9 protein-coding genes are annotated in these 12,483 nt (G+C 61.6%); 2 read left to right on the plus strand and 7 right to left on the minus strand.

Annotated elements, in window-relative coordinates:
* Positions 1 to 76 precede the first annotated feature (76 nt).
* The 3 genes from M2281_RS01485 to M2281_RS01495 form a co-directional block, all read right to left on the minus strand.
* Positions 77 to 3,478, minus strand: a complete 3,402-nt coding sequence (locus M2281_RS01485; protein ID WP_280819325.1) for an SPOR domain-containing protein — start codon at positions 3,476 to 3,478, stop codon at positions 77 to 79.
* 102 nt (positions 3,479 to 3,580) lie between these two features.
* Entirely contained in the window at positions 3,581 to 5,335 is a 1,755-nt protein-coding gene (argS, locus tag M2281_RS01490; RefSeq protein ID WP_280819326.1) for an arginine--tRNA ligase, read from the minus strand.
* A 50-nt stretch (positions 5,336 to 5,385) separates the two neighbouring features.
* Complete coding sequence (locus M2281_RS01495) at positions 5,386 to 6,600, minus strand: deoxyguanosinetriphosphate triphosphohydrolase (RefSeq protein ID WP_280819327.1); 1,215 nt, start codon at positions 6,598 to 6,600, stop codon at positions 5,386 to 5,388.
* 76 nt (positions 6,601 to 6,676) lie between these two features.
* Here M2281_RS01495 and erpA point away from each other — a divergent pair, with 76 nt between their 5' ends.
* The gene (erpA, locus tag M2281_RS01500) at positions 6,677 to 7,027 is read left to right on the plus strand and encodes an iron-sulfur cluster insertion protein ErpA (RefSeq protein WP_280819328.1); all 351 of its coding nucleotides are present in this window, start codon (positions 6,677 to 6,679) and stop codon (positions 7,025 to 7,027) included.
* A gap of 74 nt (positions 7,028 to 7,101) precedes the next feature.
* Here erpA and M2281_RS01505 read toward each other — a convergent pair whose 3' ends face one another.
* Entirely contained in the window at positions 7,102 to 8,586 is a 1,485-nt protein-coding gene (locus tag M2281_RS01505; protein ID WP_280819329.1) for a nucleobase:cation symporter-2 family protein, read from the minus strand.
* A gap of 130 nt (positions 8,587 to 8,716) precedes the next feature.
* Here M2281_RS01505 and xth point away from each other — a divergent pair, with 130 nt between their 5' ends.
* Positions 8,717 to 9,514 carry an exodeoxyribonuclease III gene (gene xth, locus M2281_RS01510; RefSeq protein WP_280819330.1) on the plus strand — a complete coding sequence of 266 codons (798 nt, stop codon included), beginning with the start codon at positions 8,717 to 8,719 and terminating at the stop codon, positions 9,512 to 9,514.
* Positions 9,515 to 9,623: 109 nt separating this feature from the next.
* Here xth and M2281_RS01515 read toward each other — a convergent pair whose 3' ends face one another.
* The 3 genes from M2281_RS01515 to M2281_RS01525 form a co-directional block, all read right to left on the minus strand.
* Entirely contained in the window at positions 9,624 to 10,445 is an 822-nt protein-coding gene (locus M2281_RS01515; RefSeq protein WP_280819331.1) for a tetratricopeptide repeat protein, read from the minus strand.
* On the minus strand, positions 10,432 to 10,689 hold the full coding sequence (locus M2281_RS01520; RefSeq protein WP_280819332.1) for a hypothetical protein: 258 nt from the start codon (positions 10,687 to 10,689) through the stop codon (positions 10,432 to 10,434). The genes M2281_RS01515 and M2281_RS01520 overlap by 14 nt, the downstream gene beginning before the upstream one ends.
* Before the next feature lie 301 nt (positions 10,690 to 10,990).
* Entirely contained in the window at positions 10,991 to 12,160 is a 1,170-nt protein-coding gene (locus tag M2281_RS01525) for an outer membrane protein transport protein (RefSeq protein ID WP_280819333.1), read from the minus strand.
* Between the last annotated feature and the right edge of the window lie 323 nt (positions 12,161 to 12,483).

The following is a 12,483-nucleotide window of genomic DNA, read 5'->3' on the forward strand; positions in this document are numbered from 1 at the left end:
CGGCGGTTCCAAATGCAAAGACCGGCGCGGGCAGCGCCGGTCTTCGATCTCATCATGCCTCGGCCAGGGCGAGCCCTTACTTCGAGACGAAGCAGCTACCGCCGGCTGCCTTGTAGCTTTCGCAAAGCGCGATGGCGTCGTTGCGGGTCGGAGCAGGCACGCGGACGCGCCAGAAGGTACCCTTGCCGGCAATCTCAGCCTTGACGACGCTGGCCGGATGCCCGTTCAGCACGTTGCCATATTTGCGCAACAGGTCCTGATAGGACGACTGCGCGGCCGCCTCGCTCGGCTGCGAAGCGATCTGCATCGCCCACTCACCCGCCGCGCCGGCATTGGTGCTCAGCGCTGCAACCTTATCGGGCTTGACCTCGCCGACGACATCGACCGGCTGATCGGACGGACGCGACGGGGCAACAGCCACCGAGGCCGGGGTCGCCGAAGGCTGCGGCTTGGAGGCCGGCTTGGGCGCCGTGGCCGCTTCGGCCGGAACCGGTTCCACTGCGGCTGCAGGAGTTGCAGCAGCCGGGGCCGGCTTGGCGGCAACAGCCGGGGCCAGAGCCGGAGCCGGATCTTCGCGGGGCACCAAAGTGCCGTCAGCCCTGACGACCATCGTACGAACCTTGCGCGGCGCAACCGCGGCGACTTCCGTATTCTGAACCGGACCGGCGTCGTCCTGGATCGCCTGCTGGATACGATCTTCCGACTTGCCCATGGGCGACGTCTCATCGGTGCCGACGATGGTTTCTTCCTCGTCGAGCGGAGCTTCCTGGGCAGTCATGTCGACCGGCGTCTCGGACGTCGTCACGAGCTTCTGCTGAGTGGGCTCATTGGAGGGCGTACGCGCGACTGTCTCGTAGACCTTGTTGTCCTGGTTCGCGACTGCGGTGCCGCCCGGATTTTCCGGACGCACCTTCACCGGACCGTCGTCGGCCTTGATGATGGCCGGCACACCGGAACCCACGCCGCCACGCGACAGAGCGAAGGCGCCAACACCTCCGAGGACCACAACGCCGCCGATGATCGCGGCGATCAGCACGCCGCGACGCTGCGGACGCCGTTCTTCCGCCTCGCCATAGGCGGGCAGGCTCATCTCGTCATCGAGATCGGGGTCATACTCGAACCCGGCCTGCTGCTGGCCGTGTGCGGCCGAGCCGAACATGTCGCCTGCGTTCGAAGCCGTGCTGACAGGCTGTGCGTAGGCCGAGCGCGGGGCAGCGGCACCAAAGGCCGCGGCCGTTGCAACAGCACCAGCGGCCGCTGCCGCCGGATAGGCGTAGCTGTCGGACTGATAGGTCGGGTCTTCGAACTGGAATTCGCGCTCGAAATCGGCGGCAAAGTCGTCCACCGGCGCGGCCGCCGGCTTCGCGGGCTCCGGAGCAGCCGGCTCGGGCGAATTCATGTCATTGAGAAGGCTCGCAAATTCCGCATCGATGTCGTCGTATGCGGCAACCGTCGGCACGTCCTCCTCGAAGGTCAGTTCCGGCAGATCGAGGTCATCGGCCAAAGCGACGGCCTGCTCGGGCACATCCACGGTCTCGATATCCGGATAATCGTCAAAACCCGAGGTCGAATGCTGGGTCCGGTCGTAGCTCATCTGCTCATACTGCGGGTTTTGTTGCTCCGCGGCTGACGCGGAATCTGGGTTCCAGGAGGGGGGCGTGGAGGCAGTCGACGCAAAGGACTGCGTCAGGGCTGCGAGTTCCGCGTAGGGATCTTCTTCTTCGGCGGTTTCCGCCTTCGGCTGTTCCGCGTCATCGGTCTCGGCGGCGAAAGCAGCCGGCTCCTCGATGGATTTGGCGAAGGCCGCATCGAAGTCATCGTCGTCGAAGCTCAGGTCGAAGTCCGGCTCGACTTCAGCCTCAGCGGCCGGCACGAACTCCGGCTCGGGTGCATAGGCGACGGGCTCGACGGCCGGTTCTTCAGCTTCAACAGGCGCCTCATAGGCCGCGACCGGAGCGGAGTAATAGTCTTCCGCCGACTGCAGGCGGAAATTGCCGCGCGAATAGGAATAATCGCTGCGGGAACCATAAGAAGGCTCCTCGGCCGGAGCGGTCGGCGCTTCGGTCAGGAAGTCTTCATCCGTGAGACCGAGATCGAAATCGTCGGTTGCCGCGACATCCTGCTGATAGGCAGGAGTTTCGTCCTGGTACGAGGCGACAGGGGCTACGTCGGCAGCCTCAAGCTCCGGCTCGTAATGAGCAACGGGCTCCTGCTCATAGTGGGCGGCAGGCTCCGGCTCGTAATAGGCAACAGGCTCCTGCTCGTAATGGCCGGCGGGCTCGTCGTAATAGGCAACCGGCTCGTCATCGGCGACGACAGGCGCAGCGACGGCAACCGGCTCGTTCGCCATCGCGTGCGATGGCGACATATTGCCGAGCAGCGCGTTCAGTTCGTCTTCGAGGCTCGGGGCAGCCACTTCAGGCTCGACAAAAGCTTCGGGCATGATTTCGTGCTGCAGCCGGTGCTCGAGCTCGGCATCGAGATCGACCTGCGGCTCAAAGCTCGGGCCGCCGGCAGAGACCAGAGGCGCAGCAGTGAAATCCATGTCGACGTCAGCCAGCGCGGCGTCGAATTCGGCGACGAAGTCGTCATCGGCGGCATAGGCTGCAGCGTCAGCAGGCTGCTCGGCGACGGGCTGGGCATAGGAGACATGGTCGTAAGCGGGAACAGATTCGTCTGCCTGCGCCGTTTCTTCCGCAGGCTGCCAATCGCCATGAATGGCGAACTCGTCTTCCAGCGACGAAGCCAGGGCCTGATCGAATCCGTCGACGACGGGCTCTTCAGCAGCGTAGGCGGCAGGCTCGTACTGAGCCGCCGGCTCATATTCCGGCTCATAGATAGGCTGGTGCGAAACTTCAGCCTCATAGGCAGGCTGGTAAGCAGGCTCAGCCTCGTAGGCAGCGCCATACGCAACGCCGGCCTCGGAGGCAGGTTCGTATGTCGCTTCGGCCTCGTAGGCAGACTGATAGGTAGCTTCAGGCGCGTAGGCGGATTCGGATTCGTAAGCAGGCTGGTAGGCAGCGCCGGCCTCGGAGGCGGGTTCGTATGCGGCTTCTGCTTCGTAGGCAGGTTGATAGGTAGCTTCAGGCGCGTAGGCGGGCTCGTGCGCAGCGTCCGCCTCGTAAGCCGGCTGGTATCCGGCTTCGGTCTCATATGCCGGCTGGTAGGCAGATTCGGCCTCGTAGCCTGCTTCCTCGTGAGCAGGCTCCGTCGGCTGAGAAGCAGCATAACGCTGCTCGGCAGGGGTATAGGCCACGACCTCGCCGCCCTGCTCGGCCAACTCGCCGAATTCGCCCATCAACTCCTTTTCGAGGTCGATGCCGAAGTCGTCGCCAAGAATATTATCGGCCGACGACTGCTCAGGCTGCCGGGCAGGCTCACGCGGATCAAATCCCATGATGCGGGTAAGTTCAGCGAACGGATCATCGTTCGACAAACCTTCCCGATCGGCGACTCTCAGCTGGGTTCTGTCTGCCATACTCTTTCCCGAAACTCGCACTATTCGGACGTGTTGTACGTCACGTAAGGTTGGGCCTTACCAGCGCAATGTGGGCAAAAGGTGACAGGTTTCCCCAGCGGCCTAGCGCATCTCGGTGGGCGCTTCCGCTCCGATCAACGCCAGGCCAGACGTCAAGACGTCGGATACAGCCCGCACCAGCCCAAGTCTGGCATGCGTCAATTCTCGGTCGTTAACCTTAACAAAACGTAAGTCCTGGTTGTCCGTGCCGCGATTCCAGTGTCCGTGGAAGGTCGACGCTAGGTCATACAGGTAAAACGCCAGTCTATGAGGCTCCAGCGCAAGCGCAGCCGACTCGATCAAACGCGGATATTCTGCCAGCTTCCGGATCAGGCCGATCTCGCTTTCATCGGTGAGAAGTGCGGCATCCGCGGCAAGCGATGCGCTGTCGAAAGTCCCCTCGCCCAACTGCTCCGCTGCCTGCCGGAAGACCGAGTGACAGCGTGCCGAAGCATACTGCACGTAGAACACCGGATTGTCCTTCGACTGCTCTGTAACCTTGGCAAAGTCGAAGTCGAGCGGCGCGTCGTTCTTGCGGTAGAGCATCATGAAGCGGATCGGGTCGCGGCCGACTTCCTCGACCACATCACGCAGTGTGATGAAATCACCCGAACGCTTAGACATGCGCACCGGCTCGCCGGCGCGGTAGAGCTTGACGAGCTGGCACAGCAGAACCGTCAGCTTCATCGAACCGCCGGAAACGGCTTTCGCAAGCGCTTCCATGCGCTTGACGTAGCCGCCATGATCGGCGCCCAGGATGAAGATCGTCTCGTTGAAGCCGCGCTGCAGCTTATCCTTGAGATAGGCAACGTCAGCGGCGAAATAGGTGAAGCTGCCATCGGACTTGACCAGCGGCCGGTCGATGTCGTCGCCGACATCGGTGGACCGGAACAGCGTCTGCTCGCGGTCTTCCCAGTCCTCGGGCTTCTGGCCCTTGGGCGGCGGCAGCTTGCCCTTGTAGACATGGCCCTTGAGCGTCAGGTCGGTGATTGCCGAGCGGATCGCGGCCCCGTCATTGGCGTGCAGCGTGCGCTCGGAGAAAAACACTTCGTGATGGACATTGAGCAGCGCCAGATCCTCGCGGATCATTGCCATCATGGCCTCGATGGTCCGCTCCTTGATGATGGCGATCGCCTCGGCTTCCGGCTTGCGCAGCAGGCCGTCGCCGAATTCCTTGGCCAGCGCCTGGCCGACCGGCACCAGATAGTCGCCCGGGTAAAGGCCAGCCGGGATCTCGCCGATCTCTTCGCCCAGCGCTTCGCGGTAGCGCAGCATGGCCGAGCGCGCCAGCACGTCGATCTGCGCGCCAGCATCGTTGATGTAGTATTCCTTGGTCACGTTATAGCCGGCGAAGGCCAGGACGTTGGCGAGCGTATCGCCCACCACCGCGCCACGGCAATGACCGACATGCATGGGCCCGGTTGGGTTGGCCGAGACATACTCGACATTCACCTTGCCCTTGCCGAGCTTGGAGCGGCCGTAATCAGCGCCAAGCTTGAGCACGTCCTGCAGATGCGACTGCCAGAAGCCATCGGTGAGCCGCAGGTTGACGAAGCCGGGGCCGGCAACGTCGACGGCAGCAACGTCCTTGTCCTGCCGCAGTGCCTCGGCGATCTTTTCGGCAAGCGCGCGCGGGTTTTGGCCCGTGGGCTTCGCCAGCACCATCGCGGCATTCGTCGCCAAGTCGCCATGGGTGGCATCTCGCGGCGGCTCGACGGCAATGCGCGTGACGTCGACGATGCCGCCGTCCTTGTCCTTCAGGTCGAGGCCTTCAACGACCTTGATGATCCGCTCGTTGAAATCGGCGAAGATGTTCATGGTGCCTGCTCTGGAAAAATTCAGCTTCGTAAGCTGGGAAACGGTTTCGCCTAACTCAAATCCGGCGTTCGGTCAAACAAACGACGGTGTTCCTTGATCGCGTAGGTGTCGGTCATGCCCGCCAGGAAGTCGGCGACATGGCGCGCCTTGATGCGGTCTTCCGCGCGATCGAGGCCTTCGCGCCACCCTTCGGGCATGGCGCGCGGATCAACAAAATAGGCGTCGAAGAGGTCGCGCACAATCTGATCCGCACCTCGGCGCACCCGCATCACTTCCTCGTGGCGATAGATATTCTTGTAAAGGAACGCCTTGAGCTGCTTTTCGACGGGAATCATCTCGTCCGAAAATGTGACGATGGCCGCCTTGGCATCGTGGATGTCGGCGGAGCTTTGCGGATTCAGGGCCGCCAGCCGCGCGGTCGCGGTGCGGATGACATCCTCGACGAGGATTGTGATCTGCCGGCGCATCAGCTCGTGGCAGATACGCGGTTCATCGAGTGTCGGATAGCGCTCGCGCACGGCCTTGAGGATCGTTTCCGGCAGAGCCGCGTCCTCCAGCATCTCGAGCGTCAAAAGACCGGCGCGCAGGCCGTCGTCAATGTCATGGGTGTTGTAGGCGATGTCGTCGGCGATTGCCGCGCACTGCGCCTCGAGGCTCGCGAACTTGTCGAGCTCGAGATCATGGACCTGGCTGTAGTCGAGAATCGCCTGCGGCACCGCACCCTTCAACCCATTGCCGGCAGCGTCGGTCAGTGGACCGTTGTGCTTGACCAGCCCCTCAAGGGTTTCCCAGCTGAGGTTTAGGCCGTCGAACTCGGCGTAGCGGCGCTCCAGCCGCGTGACGATGCGGAGCGATTGCGCGTTGTGGTCGAAGCCGCCCCAGGCCTCCATCTTTTCGTTTAGCGCGTCCTCGCCGGTATGGCCGAACGGCGTGTGGCCGAAATCGTGCACCAGCGCCACGGCTTCGGCGAGATCTTCGTCGCAGCGCAAGGCGCGGGCGAGAGCCCGCGCGATCTGGGCGACTTCGATCGTGTGGGTCAGCCGCGTGCGGTAGTGATCGCCCTCGTGCGCGATGAACACCTGGGTCTTGTGCTTGAGCCGGCGGAAGGCGGTCGAGTGAATGATGCGGTCGCGATCGCGCTGGAAGGGCGTGCGGGTAGGACTTTCAACTTCCGCGAAGAGCCGCCCGCGCGAACGCGCCGGATCGCAGGCATAGGGCGCGCGGGGCCGGTAGCCGAAGCCGATATCGCCAAGCTCATTCGCCATGTCCGGTGCCACCGCAGTTGACTTGCCTCGTGCCGCTTCATACCTATGGTGACAACGCGAAAGCAAGGTGACGCCGATGGGCGCTGACGCCAAGACCATCATGAAGAATGTAGAACTTTCCGATTCCGCGGCAAAGCGGATCGCAAAAATCGTTGCCGCCGAGCCCGGCAAGATCGGGCTGCGCATATCCGTCGAGGGCGGCGGCTGCTCGGGCTTTTCCTACAAATTCGATCTCGTCTCGGACCGAAACGACGATGATGTCGCCATCGAAAAGGACGGCGCCATCGTGCTGATCGACGATCTTTCATTGGTTTACATGGGCGGATCGGTCATCGACTTCGTTGACGACCTGATGGGCCAGTCCTTCCAGATCCGGAACCCGAACGCTGTCGCCTCCTGCGGCTGCGGGACAAGCTTTTCCATCTGACCCGGGCGAAACCGCCACGCACACAAACAAAAGGCCGCTGACGCGGCATTTTTTCTTGGGCGGTGTTTTTCCACTCAGGTTTCCGTCGACATCGCAGCGTCACGCAGATCGCCGGCTTCGCCGACGGCGCCGTTGAAATACCAGTTGAGCAAGACGGCCGAGATCGACGCGAGCAGAATGCCGGATTCGATCAGTGGATGAATGGCATTCGGCATCCACATCTCGAAATCCGGCGCGATCAGCGGGATCATACCGAAGCCGAGCGAGACGGCGACGATGAACAGGTTGTTGCGGCTCGATTTGAAATCGACCGCCGACAGGATGCGCACTCCGGTCGCCGCCACCATGCCAAACATGACCAGCCCTGCCCCGCCTAGAACGAATGTGGGCAGTGCCTCGACCAAAGCTCCCATCTTCGGGATCAGGCCGAGCACGATCAGGATCACGCCACCAGCAACGCAGACGAAACGACTGCGCACGCCGGTCACGCCGACCAGCCCGACATTTTGAGAAAAGCTGGTGTAGGGAAATGTGTTGAACAGGCCGCCAAGGATGGTGCCGAGGCCGTCCGTGCGCAGGCCCGCCGAAAGCATGGGCTGCGTCAGGCGCTTGCCGGTCATTTCGCCAAGCGCGAGGAACATGCCGGTCGACTCGATCAGCACCACGATCATAACCAGCGACATGGTCGCAATCAGGATCGGGTTGAAGATCGGCATTCCGAAATGAAACGGCGTCACGAGGGCGAACCAGCCGGCATTGCCGACCTTGTCGAAATTCATCATGCCAAGCGCGGCGGTGAGGATCGCGCCGATGACGATGCCGAGCAGAACCGCGATATTGGCCACAAAGCCTTTGCCGAACCTGGCGACGAGCAGGATGGAAACAAGCACAATGGCTGAAATCGCAACGTGCGACGGCGGCGCATAGGCGGCGTTGGGCGCGGTCGCTGCCAGCGACAGCTTGTCGGGCAGCGCCGGCACGCCGGTTCCTTCGACGCCGGCAAGCGCGGTGACCGTCTTCAGCCATTCGGCATGTTCGGGCGCAACCAGATGAGGCGCGGTCGGCCCCACGGGGTTGCCGAAAATCCAGTTGACGCCGACTTTCATCAGCGAAACGCCGATGACCAGGATGATGCTGCCGGTAACCACCGGCGGGAAAAAGCGCAACAGGCGCCCCATCAGCGGCGCAATCAGCATGGCCACGACGCCGGCCCCGATGATGGCGCCGAAGATCATCCGCGCGCCATCATGGCCGGGATTGGCATTTGCCATGGCCACCATCGGGCCGACGGCCGCAAATGTCACGCCCATCATGACCGGCAGCTTGATGCCGAACCATTGCGTGGCACCCAGCGACTGGATGATGGTGACGATGCCGCAAACGAAGAGGTCGGCCGAAATCAGGAACGCGACCTGTTCCGGCTCCAGTTTCAATGCGCGACCGACGATAAGGGGGACTGCTATGGCGCCGGCATACATGACCAGCACATGCTGGATGCCAAGCGCAGCAAGACGTGGTGCAGGAAGCACCTCGTCCACGGGATGCGTGGTAGAAGGCATGACTTAGGCTCCCATTCTTCTGCCGCCCGGTTCTTCGACCGGGTTTCCTTCCCTCCAAGGATATTGCAGGATCGACTCGCCTATCGGATTCCACTATCAAGCAATTCTTTGAAATAGTCGCTCGGTTTTCATGAAAATCGTCACTTGGAACATCAACGGCGTCAAGGCACGCCTCGGCAACCTGCTAGTCTGGCTGAAGGACAGCGCGCCCGACATCGTCTGTCTGCAGGAGATCAAGTCGGTCGACGACCAGTTTCCGCGCGCCGAGATCGAGGCCCTCGGCTACCACGTCGAAACGCACGGCCAGAAGGGTTTTAACGGCGTCGCCATCCTGTCCAAGATTCGATTCGATGAGGTCCACCGCGGCCTGCCGGGCGATGACAGTGACGAGCAGGCGCGCTTCATCGAGGGCGTGTTCTCGACCGACAAGGGCGTGCTGCGGGTGGTCTCGCTCTACCTGCCCAACGGCAATCCGATCGACACCGAAAAATTCCCCTACAAGTTGTCGTGGATGGCGCGGCTGGAAAAATGGGCGAAGGAGCGCCTTACTCTCGAGGAACCGCTGATCCTCGCCGGCGATTACAACGTCATTCCGGAACCCATCGACGCCCGCAATCCCGATGCCTGGCTCGGAGATGCGCTGTACCAGCCTGAAAGCCGGCGCGGTTTCCGCCGCCTGCTGAACCTCGGCTTCACCGATGCGATCCGCGCCGTCACCGACGCGCCGGACATCTATACCTTCTGGGACTACCAGGCCGGCGCCTGGCAGAAGAACAACGGCATCCGCATCGATTTCCTGCTGATGTCGCCGGAAGCGGCCAATCGCTTTTCATCCGCCTCGATCGAAAAGCACGTGAGGGCCTGGGAAAAGCCCTCGGATCACGTACCGGTGGTCGCGGAACTGGGGCTCGAAGCGAGCCAAAGTTGACGCGGCTCTTGCGAAACCGAATCCGGATCCGGCGCCAAATTTCTGTTTCGTAAGATTATTTTGAACGCAGGTTTTGCTGCGAGTGCCGCAAGCAGCGACTCGCTGCCTGCTACTGGGCGGTGCCCTTGGTCAGGATATCTTCGGCAAGCGCAATGGCTGTGCGGCGATCGGCTTCGCCGGCGAGCGCAAATGCCTCTTCCTGCATACTGCGAATCCAGGGCTGATCGGCAGGAGCCGCGCGGTCGAGCGCGGCCGTCATCATGGCCAGGCCGCGCACGACCTTACCCGATTGGAACAGGAGATTGCCAAGCGTTGCCTGCGCACCTGCGTGCCCCTTCTCGGCCGCAAGCTGGAACCAGCGACCGGCCTGGCGGACACTGGCCTTCACACCGCCGTCTCCCTTGAGGAACATCTTGCCCATCTCGAATTGGGCGTCCGGGTTACGGTAGTTGGCGGCGGCGCGCATGTAATATTCCTGCGCGGCGACCTTGTTCGCCTTGATCGGGCTGTCGGGAATGCCCTTCTTCAGATAGTTGCCGAGCGCGAAGAGCGCGTCGGAGACGTAGCTCTCTTCCGGACTGCCGGGCTCCACGTCCTGCTCGACGATTTCGCTGTAGAACTTGAAAGCCTCGAAATCATTGCGGTCAACGCCGTCGCCTTCCGCATACATACGGGCAAGTTTCCACGTAGCGCCGAGCTGGCCGTTCTCGGCGGCGTAGCGATAGGCCTCCACGGCCTGGTCCTTGTGGCCGTTCTTGTAGGCCGAGAAGCCGAACTGGAACACCGCCCACGGGCTGGACTTGGGCTTCACCGCGCCGTTGTCGTCGAAAACCTTGTCGTCGAACGCCATCGCGCCCCCGGCACCGCCGAGGGTGGCTGCGGCAACGACGGCCGACAGCAGTGTTGTTCTCACGACGTCAAATATCTGCATAGCAGTGTATTTCTTTCGCGCCGCCAAAAATCGTGACGGCCCAATGCCGAGCGAACCCAGCGGTTTGTGCATGCTTCCAGGCCGCGCCGAAGCGCTGACCAGCTTGCCGAGCCCTCCAACGTATTGACCCGGCGAAGAGTTCCTCAGCCAAATGGATGATGGTATTAAGGCGGGCGCGAAGCAGCAGCGTTGCCGCTCCTGCGGCCCCGTCACGTTTCGCTTTCCAGATCACCTTGGCGTCCATCTCTTTCCTGTCCGCGAAAAGCGGTTGCTTTCGTCTCGGTCTTTAGCTCTGTCCGAAGACCCTTTGGGGGTGCTCCGGGTTTATGGCGGGAACGCGGCGAATTTACCCGTATTCGTTGTAGCGCATTCCTTCCGCGGGGACTGTTGCCGAAACATCACAAACCTTGAGGTGATCATCGACAGGCAGCCCGCTCGGGAAGACATAGGGGCCATGCTGCGCCCGGGGCGTTAACAAACCGGCTGCGCCCGCGCGCAAAAAAGCCGGGCAGTGCCCGGCTTTTGCAATCAGCATTTCAAATCGGTTACCAGTTGACCTTGTAACCAAGGTTGACCGCGAACGCCCAGCCGCTGTCGACGGATGTGTTGAACAGGTTCTTGGTTTCCTGCGCAGAGCTGAGATAAGTCACACCGACCCCGCCGCGCAGTTCGCCGCCGAACTTGTCCTTAAGCACACCGCCGGCAGCGACCGTGTAGGTATCGCTCGACAGATCCCAGCCTGTGGCAACCCCCTGATCCCAAGTGAGGCTGAGCGCGCCCGAAACGTTTTCATTGAAGGCGTGGCCGATACCGCCGGTGACAGTCCAGCCGTCCTTCCAGTTGTAAGTGTCTTGGCTAATGAGCGCGCCATTGGCTTTTACACGAACATCAAGAGATTTCTGAACGCTCCAGTCGGACCACTTGACTGAACCGAACGCAAGCCAGCCCGGAGCAATGCCGCTCTGCAGCTTCAGTTCCACGCTCTGCGGCAGGTTGCCGTAACCCAAGACTGGTATCGCAATCTGGGTAAGCGGGGGAACAGGCAAGCCTGGCGCAAATATGCCAGCCGGACCTCTCAAGGTGCCCTCGGCACCGTAAGACGTACCGGAGCGGTACATCAACTGAGTGCGGAAGGCGATTTCAGGGATTTCGTAAGCAGCACCAATCCGGTAGCCAGTATCTTCGCCCTTCAACTGCAGATTGGCCGTCGTGCCGGCCGGCAAGCCCAAAATTGAAAAGTCGTTCACCCGACCATAATTGAAAGTCTCTTGGAAGGCACCACCCAGAATATAAGCGTTGCCGTAGCCAGCTGAGAACTTTACCGCACATGTAAGGCCGAGCTCGTCAACCGTGAACTCTTCCGATTTCTTGCCCGTCGGCGGCTTCGGCGCGGCGTAGTCCCCGCTTCCGCCAAAAGCCTGTACTAAAGTGCCGGCGCACCGAAATGCATCGATCGGCTTGATCATGAAAGCCGCAGAAGGGATGGCATAGTCCGACGTGTAGTTGGTGCCCACCAGTGCCGGATTGGCACTCGAGCTGATTTTACGGTTCGGGCTCACATAGGTAACGCCCGCACGCATGGCAAAATTGCCATCCTCGAACAGAATGTCGGTATCGGCCGAGCCACGAGCAAAGCCGCCTGCGCTCGCCGATCCGACGATTGCGAGCGATAGGCAGCCGGCACCGAAAGCCGTTCTCAAACGCACTGCATTCACGAAAATTCCCTCTCCCATACAAAGTACGTAGTTGAAGCTAGAGCTACTTCTTTCGGTGGGTGCAACTACCTTTTTGGGATGAGGCAATTCGCGGACAAGCCTGATAGGTCCGCGGCCGATTTTCGACCCCGTCAAACCGCTAAAAACAACCCGAATTTGAACAAAATTGGCCGGGTTTTTCCGCATCCCAGGACGAAAAAGGCCCGAAATCCGGCATCTTAACCGGGTTTCGAGCCTCTTGTTACTTTATGGCAACAATGCGGCGAAAATTGCCTAGCAATCGCATAACTGACCCACGGTCACGCCCGTTTCGGAGGCAGGCA

Source organism: Pseudaminobacter soli (ex Li et al. 2025), from assembly GCF_029892515.1.
GTDB lineage: Bacteria > Pseudomonadota > Alphaproteobacteria > Rhizobiales > Rhizobiaceae > Pseudaminobacter > Pseudaminobacter soli_A.

Coding starts and splice junctions, on each gene's coding strand:
- M2281_RS01505 (WP_280819329.1), bottom strand. CDS start 8,586: ATGCCTTCTACCACGCATCCCGTGGACGAGGTGCTTCCTGCACCACGT.
- M2281_RS01495 (WP_280819327.1), bottom strand. CDS start 6,600: ATGGCGAATGAGCTTGGCGATATCGGCTTCGGCTACCGGCCCCGCGCG.
- xth (WP_280819330.1), top strand. CDS start 8,717: ATGAAAATCGTCACTTGGAACATCAACGGCGTCAAGGCACGCCTCGGC.
- M2281_RS01515 (WP_280819331.1), bottom strand. CDS start 10,445: ATGCAGATATTTGACGTCGTGAGAACAACACTGCTGTCGGCCGTCGTT.
- M2281_RS01520 (WP_280819332.1), bottom strand. CDS start 10,689: ATGGACGCCAAGGTGATCTGGAAAGCGAAACGTGACGGGGCCGCAGGA.
- argS (WP_280819326.1), bottom strand. CDS start 5,335: ATGAACATCTTCGCCGATTTCAACGAGCGGATCATCAAGGTCGTTGAA.
- erpA (WP_280819328.1), top strand. CDS start 6,677: ATGGGCGCTGACGCCAAGACCATCATGAAGAATGTAGAACTTTCCGAT.
- M2281_RS01485 (WP_280819325.1), bottom strand. CDS start 3,478: ATGGCAGACAGAACCCAGCTGAGAGTCGCCGATCGGGAAGGTTTGTCG.